The sequence below is a fragment of the Ruegeria arenilitoris genome, assembly GCF_013032445.1.
GTDB lineage: Bacteria > Pseudomonadota > Alphaproteobacteria > Rhodobacterales > Rhodobacteraceae > Ruegeria > Ruegeria arenilitoris_F.
On sequence record NZ_WQCA01000002.1, the window covers coordinates 316,467 to 338,353 of the forward strand.

Below are 21,887 nucleotides of genomic sequence, written 5' to 3' on the forward strand. Positions count from 1 at the left end.
CCCATGGATCTCACCGCTGGGCCGACCCAGTTCTTCTGGTCCAAAGACCGTTGGCTGAAGTTTTATACCTCACTGGCCGATACGCCCGTTGCCCGTGTCGTTCTGGGCGAATTGGTCTGTTCCAAACGTTTGCCGTTTTATCAGGAGCATATCTCCGAGGCGATCGACACGCTGCAAAACGCTGGCAAAGAGGTCGCCCTGACCAGTCTGGCGCTTGTCACCCTGAAACGCGAGCGCAAGCTGACCGCCGATCTTGTCGACATGGGCCTGCCGGTTGAGGTCAACGACCTTTCCACGCTGCCCCATCTTCCCAAAGGCACGCCATTCTGGGTCGGCCCGCTGGTCAATGTCTACAACGAAGGCACGCTGGCATGGCTTGCCTCGCTGGGTGCCACGCGGGTGTGCCTGCCGCCCGAACTACCGTTGGAGAGTGTTGAGGTGCTGTCCAAAACCGCCGCTGATCTCGGCGTTGCTGTCGAGGTCTGGGGCCACGGCCGCCTGCCCTTGGCAATCTCAGGCCGCTGCTATCACGCGCGCCTGCACGGTCGTACCAAAGACAACTGTCAATTTGCTTGCGAAGACGATCCGGACGGGCTGGAGGTCAAGACGCTGGAAGGTCAGCCATTCATGACCATGAATGGTGTGCAGACTCTGTCGGACACCCACGCAGCTGCCGTTTACCAGACCGACACGCTGGCACGCGCGGGTGTCTCTGCCCTGCGTCTTTCCCCGCAATCACAGGGATTTCCCGCCATTTGCGCAGCCTATCACTCCCTCCTGCAAGGGGGCACGACAGCAGCGACGACGGCAGCTGAGCTTCAATCCCTCACGCCGGACGCCCGCTTTTCCGATGGTTTCCTGCAAGGTGCATGCGGCGCAGACTGGTCCGCCGGTCAGCCCGTTCCAGTAGAGTGACCCAGTATTCGTTCTGGGCCGCGCCGTATCGGCCTATGTTCACCGGCGCGGCGTTTTGGGCGCTGATCTGCATCGGGTGGTGGCCATTGGGCGTACGTCTGGGCCTGCCAGCACCGGGGTTTGGCCCAATTGTGCTGTGGCACGTGCATGAATTGCTGTTCGGCTTCGCCGCGCTGGCCGTGGGTGGTTACCTGCTGACGGCTCTTCCCAACTGGGTGGGCAAGCCGCCTGAAAAGGGCTTGGTTTTGAAGGCTCTGATGGGGTTCTGGGCATTGGGCCGCCTTGCAACGGTTACGGCTGACCATCTTCCCCTCGGCTTGGTATTGATCGGCAATGCGATCTTTTTCTTCGTTTTGTTTGGCCTGCTTTTTTGGCGCATCGTAGCAGCGGGCGTCTATGTCAAAACCCCATTTGCTATTGCCATCCTCGCTTTGGGTCTGGTCGACACCACCTATATGACCCTCGCTAAATCCGGTGATGTCACTGCCAGCCTGTCGCTTGCTCGCGCGGTATTAATTGGTTTTGCGATCCTGATCACCGCCATCGGAACTCGTGCCGTCCCCGCCTTCACCACCATCTGGCGTCAACACCAGAACCTTCCGGCACTGAATGCACCCCACAACGAACGGCTCCGCCTGACTGCCCTTGTGTTATTGGCCAGCGCGGTATTTGCCCTGCTTCTGAACGCCCCCGACTTTACATATGGCTTGCTCGTTCTGGCTGCTCTGGTCCTGTTGGCAACGATGACCCGTTGGCGCAGCCTCAGCACGTGGCGCAACCCGCTTCTGTTCGGGCTGCACATAGCGTTTCTCTGGCTTCCTCTTGGCCTGCTGCTTGTGGGATCTCTGTGGTTTTTTCCAACCGCTTATCCGATGAAAAACGGCCTGCACGCCCTGACCATTGGGGCGATTTCCGGCATGATCATGGCTTTTACCGGTCGCGCCGCGTCTCATACGCCAGAGGGTTTTCTGCGTGCGCCTCCTGCTCTGACCTGTGCGATGGTCTTGCTGTGGAGCGCCACCGTGACGCGCCTGGCCGTACCTTTGGTCGCCGACGCCGAAACTTGGGAAAACACCGCCGCCTTACTTTGGTGCGCCAGCTGGACGTTTTATCTGATCGCCATGCGCCCGACACTTTCAGGACCACCTGTTCGACCAGTGCTCAGCGGCAGATTACCTAAGAACCCGGCCTAGAATCATGATCGACGCGTGAAGGTGGGAGGAAAGTGGTTTCCAAGACCAACTGCCTCGATGAACTCATGCTCTGGTACTACGTCAATCAAATCACGCTAAAAACTGCTCGGTTTCACCGGACGGAAACACGAAAGCTGACATTTTGAGAGTTTGAGTGGAGATGTGATTACGTTGATTTCATTGGGGAGGTTTTGAATCTTTCGACCAACTCCGCGCACATCAACTAAAGGTGCGACGCGCCAAACTCGTACCCCCTCAAGAAATTGTTAACCCCCTCAAGGCGCGTCGCACTTTCTTAATAGCCGCTTGCTCTGTCGGAATTGTGTCTGAAAGATTAATTTTAACCGACTACGGGGAACCCCCAATATTACGGTTACCCGTCATTCGTTAGAGTAAAGCTAACGGAGCCAGTGCACGTAGCTCCGCACACCCCCTAAGAATGAGGGGCTGGCTTTTACCCCCTCGTCCAGCCCCTCGTTCCACCCATCTCGCAAAAGAACATCTACGGTAGGCGGTTTTTTCGCCGCAAGGCAACTATGGATTAGTGCAGCCTGAATTCTTATCCGAGTCTACTCGCCAGAAATGGGGAGTTTTTTGCAAAGTGGAAATGGCGCAATCCATCCACAAAGCTTTCCTGCCGCGCTGATTTATAAACCATGGGTTTATCTTGCCAATTGAGTTGGAATGGCCCGTGCCCGTACCGTCATCACCTCCGGCACCAAAGCAACGAACATGAAGACCACTCGGCGCTCCGGCGACCAAAAGGCATACATAACCGTAAATGCGGTGATCGGCCCTCAAGGGCCGATACAGACTGCATCCTTGCAATAATAGCAGCCCTTGAATGAGATCGTTATTTACGTGTCAGAGAACCAACCGCCGTGAACGACGTGGAATTGGCATGATTGTTATCCAAACCTGAAGTGCGCGGCTTACCCTTGCGTTCTGGGTTTGGTTGAAGCCGCTGGCCTGGAATGTGTCAGTGACCGGTGACCTTTTTGTAGAGTTCAGATTTATAGCCAAAAGGGATGCCAAGGACACCAACCAGCCATCCAGCGGTACGGGCAATATCGATAAATCTTTTTTGAGGCTGGAATGGCAGCAAAATAATCAACCCCGCCAACGCTACTATTCGAAGAGGCGCGGCGGCGATCTGCGCCACCGCATTGACCGGCCTTTGTTCCAGCTTTCTGCGCATGTAAGTGTTGGATTGATCCCTGCCGCGTGCAGCCTGATACCAGAAAGACAGACGTTCAGGTGGTATCCTTTCGTAAACAAACGCATTGTCGACCCAACCGACTGGCAATCCTGCGGCAACAGTTTCAGCATAAAACTTGGCGTCAGTACCGCCTGTCATCCGCATAGTTTCATCGAACCAGATATTATGGTCGGTAAAAAGCCGGGTCTCCCCCAGCCAGTTATTGGTTACGATTGTCACTCCACCGGTGTCTTCCAGCGTGGCCCGCTTGGACGCCTTTCTTTCCTTTGTCAGATATCGGTTTTTGATATTGCTCAGCATCAACCTCTGTATTGCGGATTCGCCTCCCGAGGGTGGTGCGGCCCGTAGTGGTGCGCCCAATAGAACGGCTGAACTGGTTCTGTATCCGGTCACCAGATTGTCTAGCCAGTCTGACGCAACAGTTTCGTCGTCATCTATAAAGCACAGCAGATCAGACTTTTGCGCGATTGCATTTCGGGCGGCGCAATTGCGACCAAATGGGATGCCCGGTTCGGTCTCAAGCGCATACAGAAGCGGTACGCCATTCGGCAGTGTTCCCTCATACGCACGAACCACGTCTTCACTGAACGGAACCGAGTCATTCTCGACCACCAGACACTGGACTGAGCAGTTTTCCGGAACACCCATCTCTCCCCAACTTTCCAGCAACGCCGACAGCATTTCCGGGCGCTGTCTGGTCAGGGTCGAGACGGTGATCTTAAGATGAGTCGAACGACGATCCATATATACTTCATATAGCTCTGGTTTAGATTTGATAAGCTGGTGTTAAATTTCTCAAAACGGCCTCTGAACAGGGTTCTCCGGGCGCGTTTATCGCCCGATGCCGACATAGGTGTCAAAGCCCGATTTTGGCACCGTGATCATTGTATGAAATCTACATGTAACCACTCGGTTGGCCGAATTCATCGGCTCTGCATGATCGGTGCGACCTAACGCGCGACAGTCGTTCCACTCCGTCGTCAACGCCATTACTACTACATCTTATGCAAAGTGATAGGAAACTTTCGGGTTCGTATTCCAAATGCGTGTGCGACCGCGCCCGAGCGTCCTACACTCACCAAAACCCATTAAATTCAGCGCGATGCCAAAATTCTGATATTCGGGTTGAAACCTGATTTTAGCGCCATAAGTAACGGCAACTTCATTAAAAGATGTATAGCCACCGTTTGGCAAATGCCGGACTCCGAGCGGCAAGAAGTCAACTACATTGCGGAGACAAACTTGTGGTAGGTGCAGAACCAGCCAAAATTGGTTCTGGCAATTGGAAAACGTGCCGGGTGTCGTCTGGCTAAGCGCACGATCAATCGGGTAGGGTTGCATTGCGGCCCGAATTCGATCAGGAACAACTGCAACTCAGACAGGTTGGAATTTTGCATTGCAAAAAACAAAACTGAAAATCGCAGAAACGCTGGACAACTCGATTCTGTGGCGCCTGTTAAGGGAAAACCTGAAATCTCAGATGGTCCCATATATCATTGCAATCATTGCAATGGTATTTGTCGCAGGGACCACTGCCGGTATAGCCTTCATCATGAGAGATGTCGTGGACTCATTGTTCGAGGCGGATAATGCGTCGCAGGTTATGAGTGTTTCAATCGCAGTGTTTGTGATTTTTCTGGTCAAAGGTCTTGCAACCTATGTACAGGTTGTGGCCTTGACGCGCGCTGGTAACAGAATTGTTTCGCATCAACAGATAAAACTCTATGATAAACTGCTGCGTCAGGGCGTGTCTTTCTTCAATCTCACGGAAAGCTCCAACCTGCTGATGAGGGTCACCCAATCGGCTCAGGCAGCGCGTAAGGTCGTCGAGATCATCGTTACCACGGCCGTTCGCGACACGCTGAGTTTGATCGGATTGCTGGCAGTTATGTTCTACCAGCAACCTCTGCTGTCGCTTTTTACATTAGTAATTGGTCCTCTTGCGATCTGGGGCGTCAGAACTCTTTTGCGAAAAGTAAGAGAGATTGCCGATATGGAAATGCAATCTCTTGGGGCGATCATGCAAGTGATCCAGGAAACGTCTGGCGGTATCCGGGTCATAAAGTCGTTCGGGCTGGAAGAGCGGATGGCCAATCGCATGTTCGACGCCGTCAAGAGTGTCGAGAAACGCCGAAATAAACTTGCACGCTTACAAGCTGCGACCAGCCCCCTGATGGATATCCTTGCGGGCTTTGCTATCGCATCAGTCATCGGATTGAGCGCGGCCAACATATTCGGGTCCGGCGGCTCGACGCCCGGTGAGCTAATGTCGTTCGTGACCGCATTGATGATGGCATATGAGCCAGCCAAAAGACTGTCACGTGTTCGCGTCAAGCTCGAAGTCAGTTTACGAGCCGTAAAAATGCTGTTCAATCTGCTGGACCAACCTGAGACCCTGGCGGAAGGTGACGATCCCAAAGCCCTTCCTTCCGGCGCCAAAGAGGTAAAGTTCGAGAATGTCACCTTTGGCTATCGCACGAGCGATCCAATACTCAAAGACCTTTCTTTGACTTTTGACGCTGGGAAAACAACCGCGCTTGTTGGTTTGTCTGGAGGTGGAAAATCGACGATCCTTAACCTCGCGCTTCGACTCTACGACCCGCAAACCGGCACGGTCACGATTGATGGCCAGGACGTCAAGCATGCTTCGTTCAAAAGCTTACGGGCGAACATGTCTTTTGTCGGACAGGAAACCTTTTTGTTCTCGGCATCTATTGCTGACAATATCAGGCTCGGCAGAGAGGGGGCGTCACAACAGGATGTGATCGAAGCCGCCAAAGCCGCCAACGCCTACGATTTCATCCAAAATCTTGATGATGGCTTCGACACTCTGGTGGGTGAAAACGGTGCTTTCCTGTCTGGCGGTCAAAAGCAGCGGCTGGCAATTGCCCGCGCATTGTTGCGTGACAGCCCAATTTTGCTACTGGACGAACCTACAAGTGCGCTGGACTCGAAGTCTGAACACCTGGTGCAGGAGGCTTTGCAGCGACTGACCGCAGGACGGACAACCATTATCGTCGCCCACCGACTTTCCACTATTCTGCACGCTGACCAAATCGTGGTGATCGAGGCAGGGCAGGTTGTCGAAAAAGGAAACGCAGACGAGCTGCTGAAAAACAGCGGCCCATTCCGAACTTTGTACGATCACCAGTATGCAAATGTGGTACATGCTGATTAATCAGGGGGATACCCGGAAAATGCATTGCCAGTTCTGTGTAAATACTGGACGGCGACGCCATGTTTTTGCTGGTTTCATACATCAATAGAAATTGCGCGACGGGCTCAATACAAAAAGAATTGACATGGATGCATCAGTTATAATTCCGACTTATCATAGCTGGGACAAGCTGCAATCCTGCCTAGATTGCCTTGCGTCCCAGACTGTTGAACCCGAAAAATTTGAGATCGTTGTGGTAAACAACGATCCTTCGGATCCCACTCCTGCAGACTTCCGTCTTCCAGCAAATGCGCAGATTATCACGGAAGGCAAGCCGGGGTCTTATGCCGCCCGAAACAAAGGAATTGCTGCCGCGCGCGCTGAGTTGTTGTTCTTCACTGACTCCGATTGTCTTCCGGTGCCGGAATATGTTGAAAGCGGGTTACGCATCGCACGCGAACACCCGGAAGTCAGCCGTTTCGGGGGAGATGTTGCGCTCGTTCCCAATGGTTCGGAATGGACGGCTGTTGAGTTGTACGACTACCACCTCGGGCTTGAGCAAAGGAAATGGGTGGAGCGAGGCCGCGCCGTCACGGCTAATCTTATCGTGCGTCGCGACATGTTTGACCGTGTCGGTTTGTTCAATAGCGAAGTGTTGTCAGGGGGCGACATGGAGTGGAATGATCGGGCAGCTGCAGCTGGCGAACCTATTGTTTTCGCCGCGGACGCGATCGTCCGCCATCCCGCCCGGGCTACTTTGCGCGAATTCGCCCAAAAAACGCGCCGCATCGAAGGCGCCAGAATACGGCGAAACGCCCGGCGCGGTGCCATAAACTATATCCCACCGATCCAGAAACTGATCCCGTCGTTTCGCACATTTAAAAAGCTGAGGAAAAACCCGGACCTTAGCTGGCCGCAGGTTTTGGCGATTTGGAGAGTACAATACATACTGCGACTGGTCCGGGTTTCGGAAACGGTTCGGCTACTTTGGTTTCGACAGCCGGACGTGCGAAAATAGTAGCGGGTAAGAAAACTGCGATGTGGTGTCACGTTAAGAAGCACACACCTGTGCGTAGTTGAAAGCACCGCCATATTGCTTACGCCAGCGAAAAAGGTCTCTTACGTAATCTGTACCTGACGGATTGCGTCAACGCGCAGCATCCCTTGACCGCACAGCACCTCAACTTGCCGCAACTTCGCAACAATCTCTTCTAGTTTGTGGCGTTTTATTCCCGTCTTTGATCCTCCGTTTCCTAACTATAGGGGCGGACCACTTCGGTGGGGGGAGGATCAGGACCTTGTAGGCGCCTCTGCTGGCCTCTCCGTGCTATCTCCGGATCGCAATCAATTCGACTTGTGCGAGCATATACCATCAAAACCAGAAAAAATTTGGTAACCAATGCTTGCGATACACTATGCTGACATCACGCGAGTGGTTTTTGGGAAAACCAAAAATGTAATGTATGCCCGCGGTTGCACCTCGCAAGCGTTAATGAGATTGCATAACAGTATTTTGAGCGTCAGTGATTTCTAAAGATCTGGCACCGCTTCGCCATATGCAGAGACAGGTTGAATAAATGAATACAAAGGTGAGAACAGAGGCAAAAAAAACCGCCCTATCTCTGGAGGAACGAATTCGCCGCAAAAAACGGCGTAACCTCATACTCATCCTCCTGTCACCTGTCTTGGTTCTATTATCTCCCGTATTGTTGCCAATCTACTTTGTGCACCGCGCGGCACATAAGGGCTCCGTGGCACGACAGCGCTCAAAGCCCAGCATGGGCCAAATCGCCGGATCGCTTAAGTCTGTCGCGCCTGCGGCGAAGGACGAAGCGGAAGAAGAACGTGTCAACTCTCTGCCTGATACGTTTGCTCTTTGCCGCGTCATCGGTAACGATCTGGTACCCCGACACCGCGCAGGTCAGTCATTGGCGAACGTGAAGTTCATTCTCGAAAACGAGCCTGACTTTGAAAACTGCACCAAGCTGTGGATTCTCAATCGGATCTTCGACCCCGAGAACGAGGCAAAACTTGTTGCGCTTCTGGATGAGCATCAACAGGTTTATGAAAAAATCCCGTACGATGCGGAAGAACTGCAAGCGACGGGCTATCACTTTGAAACGTTTGAAAATCCACTAGTCTTTTCTGATGGTACGCTCGATTCCGTGGATGAGGAAACCCGAGCCCGAATGATAACTCAGGCCTACCGAGCTAAGAACAACTATGTGATGAATAATAACGGTGCACGAAATGCAGCGCTTGAGTTGTGCTTGCGTCACGCCAAATGGGCGCTGCCATTCGATGGTAATTGCTACTTTACCAAAAGTGCTTGGAACTCATTTCGCGATGATGTTGTGGCCAACAGGGACAAACGGTATTTCACCGTTCCGATGGCTCGGATGCAGGACAACGCGGAACTTCTTGAGGACGGCACCACGTTCAATGCGACTGAAGAACCACAGATGGCGTTCCGGTGCGATGCCCCCCTGCGGTTTGACGAGAAGCACCCCTACGGACGCAGACCAAAGGTCGAACTTTTTGTGCACCTTGGCATCGACGGTCCTTGGCAAAAGTGGCCAGTGGAGTTTTTTGACACACCCCCACGAAAAGTCAGCCCCGAAGGCCACCGGGTTGCACAGGCGGGTTGGGTAGCGCGACTGTTCTCCGGCCAATCGGGCTTGGAAAAAGAAGATACAAAAAGCTTCAAAAACCGCGGCCTGGCAAGAAATGACGCAATCCGCGCAACTCTGGACATGCTGGAAGCGCGCAAAGTGACCGAAAATTTGAGCGGTCATGGTCAATTCTTCTACGATCCGGCACGTCTGGAAGCACTATCGGCCAAGAACGACGATCCGGATTATGTAGCGCTCCGTTCTGCCGCGGATGAGGCAATGACGCGCGGGCCGTACTCTGTGACGGACAAACCAGAGCCAGCGCCCAGTGGCGACCCGCATGACTATTACCATCCTGCGCCCTATTGGTGGCCGAACCCGAAAAAGAAAGACGGCCTGCCCTATATTCGTCAGGACGGGAAACGGGTACCCGGAACGCAGCTCTATGAAGCGGATAGCGACCGCTATGACAGAACCCGCCTGCAACGGCTTTTCGACGACACAACGGCGCTTGCCCTTGCGGCGCGCGTGACCGGAGAAAAGAAGTATTCGGACAAGGCCGAAAACCTGATTCTAACATGGTTCGTTGACCCTGAAACGCGGATGAACCCCAATTTGAATTACGCGCAGGTGCGCCGGGGTCATAGGAGCGACAGAGGGGAGGCACATGGCCTGATCGAAACAAAGGACTTCTACTTCTTTCTTGATGCTGTCCGGCTGCTGGAAGATGATCTGCTCGCAAGGGAACTCAAAACCTGGCTTTCCGCATTTCTGGAATGGTTGACCACCAGCGAGCAAGGCATTGATGAATGCGGTGCTACCAACAACCATGGCAGCTGTTTTGATCTTCAGGTGGCATCCATTGCAGCCTTTCTGGATGACGTACAGGCCCTGCAAGAAATCAATCTGCGAGCCCAGGCACGACTACTTGGCACTATTACACCGAATGGCGAGCAACCGTTTGAGATGGAACGCACGCTGACCCAGCACTATTGCACGTTCAATTTGCAGTCCTGGATAAACCTGTTCAATTTGCTCGAAAATGTGGGATTTCGTCCTTGGAGCAGCGCCGCCGGTGAAAGATTGATTTCCGCAATGAATCGTCTTCTTTCAGAGTCGGAGGCTGGATGGAGCCATCCGCAAATTGATCCATTCAATATGGCGCGGCTGTTCCCGATTGATAGCGCATTGCGCGAGCGAACCGGAGAAGGAACATGGGCGACGGAAGACGCACCATTTTGCTACTTCCCGCATGATGGGGTGGCACCTTTCTGGCGTCAGGCAAGTGGATACAAGGTCTCTCACTAGTCGTCAGAGAGCACCGGCTGGACGCTGGAGGAGGCACCTCGACTATGCGACATCACATCCTATGAACTTGATGAAGTCGAGGAATTTGCGTTCCGCCCAGGAAAGGGTCAAACAAGAGTAATCGGCAAGCGGCGCAAAGGTTGGGCATTCCGCTCAGCCGCGTGAGCCGCCGGATTGCTGAACTTGAGGATCATCTCGACATATAGCTTTTCGAAAGAACCACGCGCAAGGTACGCCTGACCGAAGAAGGTCGACGACTGCTGGATCGGTGTCAGGCTTCGATTGAAGCGCTCCAGGAGGTGGCTGGCTTTTCTGACGATATTGGACGCCACACCATCCGCATCACAGCCCCCCCCTTTGGCCGCCCGCACAACCATTGGCCCGCGCTTGCTGGAGTTCGCGCGACAAAACCCGGACGTGAGTATTGACCTGACCACCACAACCGCAATGCTCGACTTCTTCCGGGATAATATCGACATTGCGTTCCGACTGGGTCCGCTGAGCGATTCCAGCCTCGTGGCCAAACGCCTCTGGTCCGTGCCCTACAGTTTTTGCGCAGGAGCTGGGTTCATTGCTGATAATGGTTTGGACCGCCTGACGCTCGATGAGCCAAGCAACTTGCCCGCAATCATCTCGCGCCAACCCTGGGTTCTGCAAAATGGCCAGACCCTTCGACCCAGAGACGTAGTCCATTCAATAGATGATCTGGATATTGTGGCGGCTGCCGCTGCGCGAAACCTTGGGGTTGCCATCCGACATGATCAGGGGGCAGCTGCGCCCGCTTGAGATCAAGGGAGGCAACCCCATACAAAGGGAAATGTTTGTCGTCTATCCAAGCCGCCGCTTGCTGCCCGACCGGATCAGGCGGTTGATAGATTTCATGGCCCTTTCAGATGCTCAACGAACAGCCTGAGCGGCATCATCGCCCGGTATTCTCTCGGGAAATAGATATAGAGGCCCGGCGTTTCACCGATATGGGGTTCAAGCACTGACTGGAGTAATCCTGCATCCAGCGCATCTTTGCAATACGCCTTGAACGTCAGGATCAAACCTTGCCCTTGCACCGCCAAGTCTACCGAAGCTGGCAAGGTATTTACCGCCAGATGTCCGCCCACGTCTACATCGTAGGTCGTTCCGTCGTTCACAAATGTCCATGGGGCGAGGTTGCCTGATGTTTGAAACCGATAGCGGATACACTCGTGACTCAAAAGATCGCCGGGGTGTTCTGGTGTGCCGTACTGAGCCAAATAGTCTGGACTAGCAAAGACCCCAAGCTGCAAAGGCGGAGTAAGGCGGATGGCAACCATGTCTTGGGTAATGCGGTCGCCAAGACGGAATCCGGCATGTAGTTCCTCGCCCAGTATGTCCGAGAACGCATCGGTGAAGGAAAACTCCAACTCGATCTCGGGATAAGCTTTACGGAAGGATTTCACTGCCGGGCCGACAAGAATTTTGTAGGCAAATTCAGGTATCGCCAAGCGCAATTTGCCACGAGCCTCGTGGCCAGTTGCCTTGGCGCTTTCTACGGCGTCGGCGAGTTGGTCAAAAGCTGGCCCGGCACCACGCAACAAAGCCCGCCCGGCTTCGGTCAGGCTCAGGGACCGCGTAGTTCGTATGATCAACGCAGTCCCAAGTTGGGTCTCTAGCGTCTTTAGCTGATGGCTCACGGTGGATGGCTGAAGTCCAAGCCTGTTTGCCGCACCTTTGAACGACCCCTCACGGGCGATGGCATCGAAGATTTCAAGAGTTGAAAGTGGTAAGCGCATTATTCGATATAATACATGTAAGTTGTGAAAAGTACCAATATTATCATTTTTATGTGTATCAATTATCTCTTTCTTCAACATCAATTCTTGGCAAATGGGAGTGTCCAAGATGACCCTTATCAACTTGCAGAACACACCGACAAAGGCAGGTGTCACTTCCGAGGCCGTTAGCTTTGACAGCAACGGCGTCACCCTCAAAGGCACGCTTTACAAGCCCGAAGGCGCAACAGGCGCTTTGCCTGGTGCAATTGTCACCGGCGCCTGGACCACCGTGAAGGAACAGATGCCCGGCACCTATGCTCGTGAGCTTGCATTGCGCGGCATGGCAGCCTTGGCGTTTGACTTCACCGGTTGGGGCGAGAGCGGTGGTGCAACTCGCTACGTTGAAAACCCGGCGGTGAAGACCGCCGACATCAAAGCGGCGACGGATTATATGGCCGGTCGGGATGATATTGCGGCTCTCTCTGGTCTGGGCGTCTGCGCCTCGTCCGGCTACATGGCCGAAGCTGTTGCCGATGACGACCGCCTGAGCAAGTTGGCGCTCGTGGCCCCGTGGCTGCACGACCCGGATATGGCAGAAGGCATCTACGGCGGGCATGACACCGCGCGAGGCCTGATCGCGGCCAGCGAAGCAGACGATGGCGCTGTTCTGACAGCAGCCAGCACGACCGACAATACCGCACCGATGTTCAACGCACCGTATTATACCGAAGGAAACCGGGGCCTGATTGCCGCCTATGACAACAAGTTTGCGGTGGCGACCTGGAAACCATGGCTGACCTATGATGCGCAAGCATCGGCGGATCGTTTGTCCAAACCGATGATGATGGTTGGCTCGGCTTCAATCGCTCTCCCCACTGGTGCTGCGGCTTACGAAGCGCGAACCAAAGCGCCGTTGGAAAAGACCTGGTTGGGCGACGATGTCACGCAATTCGACTTCTACGACCGTGCGGATGCCGTGAAAGCCTCGGCTGATGCAGTTGCTGACTTCTTCAAAGCCTAAACCAAGGAGAACGTGATGAACAAACTAACCAAAACAATCGCCGTTGCTGCAACTCTCTGTGCAAAAAGTGCGTTCGCCCAGTCGCCAGAAGACAACATCAAAGTTGTACAAGACTTCTTCGCGGCTTACGGAAACAACGACCTCGACGGCATCGCCGCAGTCATGGACGAAAATGTACGTTGGCACATTCCTGGTCGCCATCCTTTGTCCGGAACCAAGAATGGTCGTGACGAGGTTTTAGCCTTATTCGCAGAACTTGGCAGCGCCGGATTTAAGGCAGATCCGATCTATTTCGGAGCCGATGAAAGCTATGTCGTGGATATCCATCGGGGCTGGTCCAATGTGGAGGGCAAACCCAATGTCGATACCACATGGGCGCTGGTCTACCGGATCGAAGATGGCAAAATCGTCGAAGCCACAAACCTATCTGCGGATCAGGATGCGGCCAACACCTTCTTTTGGTCAAACTACGACCTGAAACCGATCCCGGAACGTCTGGCTAACTAGGGCAAACTCCGAGGTGCCAATGGGTCTATTCCCATAGTGCCTCGAACCCGGAACTTAGAGGCCGTCATGACCCGAAATGAACTCGAAATCTTTGCCCGCATGTTTTTCGGCAAAGTGGATGCTCAGAATGCAGAAGATCTGCGTCCGTATATTGCGAGTGACATCCGACTGCAGATGGCAAACCTGGATCCTACCAGAGGCGCAGATGAGATGATCGTGGCCTTCAAGGCAACTGAAGAGAGATTTAGGTCAATTCATCACGATATCCTTGGGGTTTGGACAGGCGACGGCGAGCATGGCCCGGTGGTCAGTGTCGAAGCCATAGCACGTTATAAGATTTTCGATGGCCGCAAGGTGTCGCTTCCGGTCACCAGCACGCTGCGGTTGACCCAGGATGGCAAAGTCTCAGACTACCGGATTTTCATGGACCCAGGCCCGGCATTCGCTTGAACGACAACTTGAAATGGACACCATCATGGCCACAGCTTCTGATCGCAATAAATCCACTGTCAGCGCTTTCTTCGCCGCGCTCGAAAGCGAAGACCCGAAAGCCGTGGCCGCGCTCTTTGCGGAGGATGGCAAACACATCAATCCATACAATTGCGGTGTTTTTCCAACCGGCGCCGAAGGTCGCGAGGCAATTGAGGCTTACTGGGCTCCAACGTTTCCGAACTTCGAAGGGATGACCTTCCCGATTCACGAGATGCTGGACATGGAGGGTAGGGCCGTCTTTGTCCGCTACACTGGGCGGATCAAGCTAAAAAATGATGCCGGGTGGTATGAGAATGACTACTATTCGACTTTCAAATTCAACGACGCGGGTGAGATCACGGAATATGTTGAGATCTTCAACCCTGTGACCGCAGCCAAGGGCTTTGGCCTCTTGGAACAGCTAAAGTAGGGGAGCGTCATGACCCAAGACATCACCAACACCGTGCAGAAATTCTTCGCCGCCATAGACAAGCGGGATTGGGACGGCGCTGAATCCCTCATGACCAACCCATTCCATCTGGACTATTCCAGCTTTGGCGCGCCAGAAGGCGCAGACCTCGTACCCATCGACATACTAACCGGCTGGAAAGCAATGCTTCCCGGATTCGACCAAACACACCACCAACTAGGTCCCTTGGACATCACGCAGGACGGTAGTTCAGCAACCGTCCAAGCATATGTCACCGCGACTCATCAGATCACCGAGGCTGAAGGCGGGGAGCTATGGACCGTCTATGGCAGCTATGTCCTGACTTTAGTGAATGATGGCGGATGGAAACTGTCCGGCAATACGTTCACGTTCAAATTCCTTCAAGGCAACGCCAATCTTCCCGCCATGGCACAGGAGCGTGCGGCATGATCCGGGCAGTTATTCTTGCACTGCTTTCCACACCTGCAATGGCTCAAGACCTTCCAGTGGCGATTCAGTGCTATCAAACCAGTGCAAATGCCGAGGACATCGACGCCTACATGGGCTGCTTAACCGAAGACGCCGAAATCATCGATGTGTCGCGCACCTTCTCTGGCGCAGGCGCCATTCGCCCCAGGGCCATGCGCGAAGTCATTCCTAACGGCGACACCTTCCGCCATCGGGAGATTCTGGAGCAGTCGGACGGCTATGCCAAAACAGAGGTGAACTGGCTGTCTTGGGTGGTGCATTATTCCTATTGGTGGGACGCCGAGGGTAAGATCACCAAGATGTCCCTACAATATGCGGAGTGATCAGATGAGGCGTGCTTTGGTGACAGGTGGCAATCGTGGCATCGGTCTGGCAATTGCTCAGGGGCTGGCCGACCGTGGGTTTGAGGTGGTGATCGGTGCGCGTAGTGCCAAAGCCGGACAAGATGCCGCCGAGCAGGTCGGTGCCAGCGCAGTGGAACTGGATGTGGCCAACCCTGAGAGCATTGCCCGAGCCGTTCAAGCGATTGGCGCGGTTGATGTGCTGGTGAATAATGCAGGCATCCTCGGAACTGGCGGCCTTCTTGATGACCCTCAGGATTTCGCAGCCTCGATGGCCGTGATGGTCCACGGGCCCTATCTCCTGATGCATCACCTGACGCCGCATATGGTGGCGCAGGGCTACGGGCGAGTGGTGAATGTGTCTTCAGGCTGGGGTGCATTTTCTGATGGGGTCAATGGACCTGCATCCTACGGCGTGGCCAAGGCCGCTTTGAACGCACTTACAGTCGCCAGCGCGCGGACTCTGCCAGCCAACGTAAAGGTCAACGCCATGTGCCCTGGCTGGGTGAGAACCCGCATGGGCGGCGGGGGTGCAAACCGTTCACCCGAACAAGGTGCTGACACGGCGATCTGGCTCGGAAATTTGGAAGATACTGGGCCAACCGGGAAATTCTTCAAAGACAGAAAAGAAATCTATTGGTGAAAGCGGCCATTCGTGCATCGCAGCATCGGCGATTTTTGGCTCACAGTCGCCGCTGGCCGAGAGAATCTGCGCCTAGGACTTACACGCTCAAGGGCGCTCATTTGACAAGGCAAGTGTGTTAGTCAGATCCCGCTGGTCAACGCTTTCAAAAACAATGGACGTTTCAATGCGGCTGATCTCTTCGCGCGAAGAAAACCGCTCTACAACCAGTCGATGCAGGTGAGACGTATCCCGCGTCACAACTTCTACAATCGCGTCGAAGCGCCCACCGATCATTCGGCCCGCACGAACCTCTGGGATTTTCAAAATTTCTCTGAGAAATCGATCAAGTTCCGTTTTCTGATGTTCGGCCATCTGGATGAAAAGCAGCGCCTTGAGCGACAGGCCCAGCCGATCCAGCCGGACATCCGTATATGTTCCCGCAATCAGGTCGCTTTCCTGCAGCCGCTTCAGTCGTTCATGGACGCTTGAAGCCGCAAGACCAACCGCATGAGAGAGCTCCTTGTTGGTCATCCGCGCATTCTTCGACAAAAGCGCCAAAATCCGTTGATCTGTTCGGTCGATTTCCATTTTGAGCCCTTCTTCCCGAAATCGTTTCGATGGCTCCGGCAATAACCGGATGATAAACGTCAATTACCCAAAATATAGAACTAAGTTCTGCGTAACGTCGATTTTGACAAAACAAATATGGGGATGTGCAATGGAACTCTCAGCTTTCTTCGCTTTCGCGCTCATAGCCTCCGTCACACCCGGGCCATCGAATGTTTTGCTGACAACGGTTGGCGCACGGATGGGCATTTTGCGCGGCGTGCCCGCCCTTCTGGGAACGGTTGTGGGCACGGGCCTCGTTCTGTTCATCGTTGGGTTCGGTCTTGGCGCAACTCTGCTGGAGAACGACATGGCCTTGTCTGCGCTGCGCTTCGTAGGGATGGGAGCACTCCTCTGGTTGGCTTGGATGATTGCAACCGCACCAGTTGAGGACACTGCAAAACAGGACGACACTAAGGTTTTAGGATTTTTGCCAGCGTTCCTGCTTCAATGGTTGAACCCCAAGGCATGGATTATCTCGGTGTCGATTGTCGGGGCGTTCATGGCCGCAGATGGGTCTGCCTTCCTACAGGCGAGTACGCTTAGCGCGGTGTTCATTTCTGCTGCCATTCTGGGATGTTTCCCATGGCTGGCCAGCGGGGCCGCCCTACGCAAGCTCTTACAGAACCCAACGGTTGCTCGATTCTTCAACTATACCCTTGGCTTAAGTCTCGCCGCATCCATGATCACGATTATCTGAGAAGGAACACAAACTTGTTCGATACGAAAATCGCCATCATTGTCCGCGATGACTTAGCCACATGGCAGAAACTGAATGTCACTGCGTTTCTGATGAGTGGTATCACTGGGGCAAATCCTGACCTGATCGGCAAACATTACGAGGACTGTGACGGTAACACGCATCTGCCGATGAGTGTTCAGCCTGTAATCGTTTTGTCAGGCGCGGCCAATGTGCTGACCAACATCCAAAATCGAGCGCGCGCCAGAGGTGTCGAAACTGTGGCTTACATTGAGGAAATGTTTGCCACAGGGCACGACGACGCCAATCGGGCGGTTTTTGCAGAACATGGCCCCGACGAGGCCAATACTGTTGGCATCGCCTTGCGCGCCGAAAAGAAGATCGTGGACAAGATCACCAAGGGCGCAAAAATGCATGGATGACTTGCCCAGATCGCTCCGTTGGTAAAGCCCGCAGCGAACATTCATTCGTGGCGCAGCATTCGAATAAATGGGCTCGCTCCCGACATTCTCTGCATTCCGTCTCAATGGCAACTGAGCTGTATTGGCGCGCCGGTTGCTGAGCACTTAGACGAACCGTTCACTCAACCGGAGATCGCTTCACATAACACCCATTCAGTGATGTTCTCGGTTCGTTACGTGAGCCGGTTTCAACTAAAACGTGTGGCGTTTCAGCACGAAGTGCGGGAAGCGGACTTTAACTACGCGTGCGAAGAGCTTAAGTTCACGGTCATGAAACCGTACATTCGATTCCTGCCCTGTCCGCAATTTGCCCCGGCGAAAGAGTTCATCTGACTAGGACGCAGGCTGTAGTGACGGCGTCGTAGAATGCCTCACTTTGCGATTTCAAGGGACATCAATATCGAACAGTTTCTCACTTGGTTGCAGCAAGCCTTCAACAATCGTGAATTAGCCATTGGCCTGTGGATCATCCTTGGCCTCTTGTTTTGTATTGCTAAGGTAGATCTCCGAAATAGTCTCTGGAGCGTCGCTAAGGCGCTTATTGCCCCGAGGCTGTTGCTGTTCTTCGGCATTGTTGCTCTCAATGTAGTCGCACTGTGCTGGCTATTGGCAGAAGTCAGGTTGTGGTCAAAGACCCAGGTGCCACCCACTGTTTTGTGGTTTGTAATGGCCGGCTGCGTTTTTGCTGGTCGTGCATTGCAATCGAAGGAAGACGATCAGTATTTCCGAAACCTGTTTCGGGGCAGTTTGAGGCTCGGAGGTATCTTTGAATTTATCGTGGTTGCCAACACCTTCAGTCTGACGACCGAGTTGGTCCTAACCCCTGTCCTCTTCTTTTTGGCAGCTACTCTGGCTTTCGCGAGCACAAAACCAGAGTACGCGAAAGCAAAGTTCTTTCTGGAGTTCATCCTGGCTGCCTTTGCCATTGTTCTAGTCTGGAACTCAGTGTCATCGATTTGGTCACAGCCAGATATCTTCTTCACGACTGATACGGGTCGCAATTTCGTTCTACCGATCCTGCTGACCGTCGGAAGCATCCCAGTGTTTTATGTGCTGTTTTGCTATTCTCACATTGAACAAGCCCGTATCCAGATTGATCAAAATGCCTTTCAGTCTGACGACCTCAAAGGGTATGCACGTAAACGCTTCTTTCTGATCTTCCCACTGCGTCCCTGGCTTCTGCGGCGGGCAACACGCCAATTCCATACACTCCCTGCAAAAACCAATGCAGATGTGGACCGGATCATCGCCGATATTCTGAACTACGAACGAAACGAGGAAGACCCACCGACCGTCGACAAAAGGCTGGGTTGGAGCCCTTTCGAAGCCAGAGACTTCCTTAGTGAGCAGGGATTGAGAACAAACGACTACCACAAGGGCCACGATGAATACTGGGCTAGTTCAGAATATGTCGAGCTTGATAGTCATATCCTTCCGAACAAGGCTGTCTTCTACGCCGAGGGACAAGAAGGTGTCGTTACCACGCTCAAACTAACCGGGAAGTTCATGGATGGTTTCGACAACGGAGAAGCAATCCAGAGGCTCAAGGTGATCGGTGCATTACTTTGCGAAAAAGCTATCGGGCGCGGTGACATCGCAATTGATTCACTCATTCCAAATTCCCAAGTGTTTGAAAACGAAATGACCATCGATGGAACAGCAATAAGGGCTTGGGGTGAACGGTATCCGAGCGACATGGGCTTTGAAGTTATCCTGACCCTATCTCGATGAGTATCAGTATAAGCACGGCCCCCGTTTTTCTGAGAATGGACACCCCCTGTGGGGCACAACAACACGAGATATGCCATGAGTAACTTTGACGACGTTCCAATCAACACCCCCGACAAAGATCGATTTGGGTTTGACCCATTCGCCAATGCGATCAGCGATTGCATTCGTAGTATTGAGAACCCTCTTGGCAGCGTCGTGGCCATCTATGGTCCTTGGGGCTCAGGGAAGAGTAGCGTTATCAATCTTGTCCGGCACCATCTTGCGAATGATGCACCCGATCTTGATGCAATCAGCTTTCCGGCGTGGATGTATCGAACCGAAGATGCGCTGGCCGTGGGGTTCTTCAAGGAACTCTATGCTGGGCTCTCACCCGTTCTGTCGGACCAGAAAAAGGCCGCTGGAGCCCTCCGAAAGTTGGGGGCGAACCTTGCAGGCGCAAGCAGCCTTGCAGGTATGGCTGTCGGCTTGTTTGCAGGGTCACTTGGAGAGAAAGCAACGACTGCAACCCTGGACGCACTAGGTGGCTTCATCGAGCAGGGTGAAACAGCGGAGGACCTACAGGCAACTCTAGCAGACGCCCTTCGTGAAGCGGGGAAGAAGTTCCTTGTAGTCATTGATGATCTGGACCGCCTTTCACCAGAGGAGGCGCTGGTCATCTTCCGGTTGGTCAAGTCTGTAGGACGGCTTCCAAACGTGATGTATCTCTTGGCATATGACCGAGAGACCACTGAGCAGGCCGTTGCACGTCGGTTTCCGTCTGAAGGTGCGCATTACCTTGAGAAGATCATCCAAGCGGGGTTCGAGCTTCCTCAACCCGATCAATCGCACTTGAACGTTATGATGGGTGAGGTGCTGAATGGTTTGGCGGCTGATCTACCTGCCATTGATCCGGTCGAGTTTGGAAATTTGTTTCATTCCATCATGGTGCCGGAGTTAAAAACGCCACGGGATGTATTACGGTTGGCGAATACACTCTCGATCACCATCACCCCTATCAAGTCAGATGTCTTTTTTCCGGATTTTGTGAGTCTTGAGACTCTGCGAGTGTTCCGGCCAGGGGTGTATAGGGCCATACGACAGAACAAATCAGTCATCCTAAACGCTGGTCAGAACGATAGGTATGACCAGCGTGATGCCCTTTCTGCACAATATACATCCATGCTTCTGAGCAGTGAACCTGAAGAGGACCATGGTCAGCTTCGACAAGCCCTCATGAGGCTGTTCCCTCAGTTGCAGAATGTCTTCGCGAACATGTCTTATTCCGGCACCAGGGAATGGGCTCGTCAAAGGCGGGTTTGTTCAACCGAGCACTTTGATACCTACTTCCGGTTTTCTGTGTCCCCCAAGACGATACCAAAGGCAGAACTAGACTATCTTCTCGATGCGTCGCGGACGGTTGAAGAGATACAGAACCGTGTTCGGGAGGCAATTGGGATCACTCAAGCCGAGGGGCGAACCAAAGCCTCTTATGTCCTTGATGAGTTGACGGCTCACGGACCTAGCGTCTCCTTGGAACAAGGAGAGAAGCTGCTGACCGCATTGTTTGGCATAGCTGACGAACTGTTCTTGGACCAAGATGAGGGACGCGGTTTCGCATCATTCGGCGATAACAGGTATAGATTGCACTGGCTTTTGCGGTCCATCCTTTTGGATCGGACGACACTCCAAGAAAGATCGGAGATGCTCGCCAGAGCGATTGAGGGCGCGACCCTGCAATGGCACCTCGACTTTAGTAACTCAGCTTGGGGTGATTACCATCCAAGTGGTTCAGACAGCGATCCTACGCCTGAAGACAATACGCTTACGACTGAAGACGTGGCCGAGCAGCTTCAGGAAAAATCACTCGAAATGCTCCGCGCAGCCGCCGCCGACAACACAATGTTGCCTGCGAAGAACCCAGCCCGCCTTCTCTTTGATTGGGACAGATTGCAGCCTGATGGGGCTGGTGAGGTCATGGCCTACACAACTCAAGCATTGAGGGACGACACGAAGCTCTACCAACTCGCTTCGGCTTTCCTTGGGAAATCATACAGTCATGGTATGGGAGGTTTCGGTGGCGCACCTGGCGATCTCGTGCAACGAGAGAACGACCGCGCACAAGTGGATGGAATTGACCGACTGCTGGATGAGAGCGAGTTCAGACGGCGGTTGAGTGAAGCCCTTCAAGGCGATGCCCTCGATGAATCGCAAAAGTCTACCATCGGTCGGTTTTTGGCTGCATGGGATCGACGCGACGCTGGTGAGGATTGATGATCCTGGGCTCGACTTGAGCCGGTTTTCCATTGGCCAACACCAAGCCTGCGTCGCTAGGTGTTGATGGGCGGACATGCTAGACCTGCAACTTGTTGTATTC

General features: G+C 53.6%; 22 protein-coding genes. 19 read left to right on the plus strand and 3 right to left on the minus strand.

The window, feature by feature from the left end; translation table 11 throughout:
• Positions 1-3 precede the first annotated feature (3 nt).
• Complete coding sequence (gene ubiV / locus GOW98_RS03950) at positions 4-915, plus strand: ubiquinone anaerobic biosynthesis protein UbiV (protein ID WP_170329763.1); 912 nt, start codon at positions 4-6, stop codon at positions 913-915.
• Positions 912-2,108: an NnrS family protein gene (locus tag GOW98_RS03955; RefSeq protein ID WP_170329764.1), complete on the plus strand. Its 1,197-nt coding sequence runs from the start codon at positions 912-914 to the stop codon at positions 2,106-2,108. The genes ubiV and GOW98_RS03955 overlap by 4 nt, the downstream gene beginning before the upstream one ends.
• Positions 2,109-3,087: 979 nt before the next feature.
• Here GOW98_RS03955 and GOW98_RS03960 read toward each other — a convergent pair.
• Positions 3,088-4,071: a glycosyltransferase family 2 protein gene (locus tag GOW98_RS03960; RefSeq protein WP_170329765.1), complete on the minus strand. Its 984-nt coding sequence runs from the start codon at positions 4,069-4,071 to the stop codon at positions 3,088-3,090.
• A 652-nt stretch (positions 4,072-4,723) separates the two neighbouring features.
• Between GOW98_RS03960 and GOW98_RS03970 the strand changes: the two genes are divergently transcribed.
• The 5 genes from GOW98_RS03970 (at position 4,724) to GOW98_RS03990 (ending at position 11,190) form a co-directional block, all read left to right on the plus strand.
• A complete protein-coding gene (locus tag GOW98_RS03970) occupies positions 4,724-6,505 on the plus strand; it encodes an ABC transporter ATP-binding protein (protein WP_254437889.1) in 1,782 nt (593 codons plus the stop codon).
• A 91-nt stretch (positions 6,506-6,596) separates the two neighbouring features.
• A complete protein-coding gene (locus tag GOW98_RS03975) occupies positions 6,597-7,502 on the plus strand; it encodes a glycosyltransferase family 2 protein (RefSeq protein ID WP_254437890.1) in 906 nt (301 codons plus the stop codon).
• A 559-nt stretch (positions 7,503-8,061) separates the two neighbouring features.
• Positions 8,062-10,404, plus strand: coding sequence for an alginate lyase family protein (locus GOW98_RS03980; RefSeq protein ID WP_170329767.1), 2,343 nt, complete (start codon positions 8,062-8,064; stop codon positions 10,402-10,404).
• A gap of 140 nt (positions 10,405-10,544) precedes the next feature.
• Positions 10,545-10,610, plus strand: coding sequence for a hypothetical protein (locus GOW98_RS26165; protein ID WP_217359359.1), 66 nt, complete (start codon positions 10,545-10,547; stop codon positions 10,608-10,610).
• A gap of 151 nt (positions 10,611-10,761) precedes the next feature.
• Positions 10,762-11,190: a LysR substrate-binding domain-containing protein gene (locus GOW98_RS03990; RefSeq protein WP_170329768.1), complete on the plus strand. Its 429-nt coding sequence runs from the start codon at positions 10,762-10,764 to the stop codon at positions 11,188-11,190.
• Positions 11,191-11,282: 92 nt separating this feature from the next.
• Here the strand turns inward: GOW98_RS03990 and GOW98_RS03995 are convergent, their stop codons facing one another.
• Positions 11,283-12,251 (minus strand): LysR family transcriptional regulator, encoded by a 969-nt coding sequence (locus GOW98_RS03995; RefSeq protein WP_217359323.1) that lies wholly within the window; start codon positions 12,249-12,251, stop codon positions 11,283-11,285.
• 28 nt (positions 12,252-12,279) lie between these two features.
• On the opposite strand from GOW98_RS03995, the gene GOW98_RS04000 reads away from it, so the two are divergent.
• From GOW98_RS04000 to GOW98_RS04030, 7 genes are all read left to right on the plus strand, one after another.
• Positions 12,280-13,173, plus strand: coding sequence for an alpha/beta hydrolase (locus GOW98_RS04000; protein WP_170329769.1), 894 nt, complete (start codon positions 12,280-12,282; stop codon positions 13,171-13,173).
• A gap of 15 nt (positions 13,174-13,188) precedes the next feature.
• Positions 13,189-13,680, plus strand: a complete 492-nt coding sequence (locus GOW98_RS04005; protein WP_170329770.1) for a nuclear transport factor 2 family protein — start codon at positions 13,189-13,191, stop codon at positions 13,678-13,680.
• Between the two features lie 66 nt (positions 13,681-13,746).
• Entirely contained in the window at positions 13,747-14,130 is a 384-nt protein-coding gene (locus GOW98_RS04010; protein ID WP_170329771.1) for a nuclear transport factor 2 family protein, read from the plus strand.
• Between the two features lie 13 nt (positions 14,131-14,143).
• Positions 14,144-14,581 (plus strand): nuclear transport factor 2 family protein, encoded by a 438-nt coding sequence (locus tag GOW98_RS04015; protein ID WP_217359325.1) that lies wholly within the window; start codon positions 14,144-14,146, stop codon positions 14,579-14,581.
• A 9-nt stretch (positions 14,582-14,590) separates the two neighbouring features.
• Complete coding sequence (locus tag GOW98_RS04020) at positions 14,591-15,031, plus strand: nuclear transport factor 2 family protein (RefSeq protein WP_170329772.1); 441 nt, start codon at positions 14,591-14,593, stop codon at positions 15,029-15,031.
• Positions 15,028-15,393, plus strand: coding sequence for a nuclear transport factor 2 family protein (locus GOW98_RS04025; RefSeq protein ID WP_170329773.1), 366 nt, complete (start codon positions 15,028-15,030; stop codon positions 15,391-15,393). Before GOW98_RS04020 ends, GOW98_RS04025 begins: the two co-directional genes overlap by 4 nt.
• Before the next feature lie 4 nt (positions 15,394-15,397).
• The gene (locus GOW98_RS04030) at positions 15,398-16,054 is read left to right on the plus strand and encodes an SDR family NAD(P)-dependent oxidoreductase (RefSeq protein ID WP_254437892.1); all 657 of its coding nucleotides are present in this window, start codon (positions 15,398-15,400) and stop codon (positions 16,052-16,054) included.
• Between the two features lie 87 nt (positions 16,055-16,141).
• On the opposite strand, the gene GOW98_RS04035 is transcribed toward GOW98_RS04030, so the two are convergent.
• The gene (locus GOW98_RS04035) at positions 16,142-16,624 is read right to left on the minus strand and encodes an Lrp/AsnC family transcriptional regulator (protein WP_170329775.1); all 483 of its coding nucleotides are present in this window, start codon (positions 16,622-16,624) and stop codon (positions 16,142-16,144) included.
• Between the two features lie 130 nt (positions 16,625-16,754).
• Between GOW98_RS04035 and GOW98_RS04040 the strand changes: the two genes are divergently transcribed.
• From GOW98_RS04040 to GOW98_RS04060, 5 genes are all read left to right on the plus strand, one after another.
• A complete protein-coding gene (locus GOW98_RS04040; protein WP_170329776.1) occupies positions 16,755-17,342 on the plus strand; it encodes a LysE family translocator in 588 nt (195 codons plus the stop codon).
• A gap of 14 nt (positions 17,343-17,356) precedes the next feature.
• Complete coding sequence (locus GOW98_RS04045) at positions 17,357-17,764, plus strand: DUF2000 family protein (RefSeq protein ID WP_170329777.1); 408 nt, start codon at positions 17,357-17,359, stop codon at positions 17,762-17,764.
• An 18-nt stretch (positions 17,765-17,782) separates the two neighbouring features.
• Positions 17,783-18,136 carry a hypothetical protein gene (locus GOW98_RS04050; RefSeq protein ID WP_170329778.1) on the plus strand — a complete coding sequence of 118 codons (354 nt, stop codon included), beginning with the start codon at positions 17,783-17,785 and terminating at the stop codon, positions 18,134-18,136.
• A 33-nt stretch (positions 18,137-18,169) separates the two neighbouring features.
• Positions 18,170-19,534 (plus strand): hypothetical protein, encoded by a 1,365-nt coding sequence (locus GOW98_RS04055; RefSeq protein ID WP_170329779.1) that lies wholly within the window; start codon positions 18,170-18,172, stop codon positions 19,532-19,534.
• A gap of 75 nt (positions 19,535-19,609) precedes the next feature.
• Positions 19,610-21,784 (plus strand): KAP family P-loop NTPase fold protein, encoded by a 2,175-nt coding sequence (locus tag GOW98_RS04060; protein ID WP_170329780.1) that lies wholly within the window; start codon positions 19,610-19,612, stop codon positions 21,782-21,784.
• The last annotated feature ends 103 nt before the right edge of the window (positions 21,785-21,887 follow it).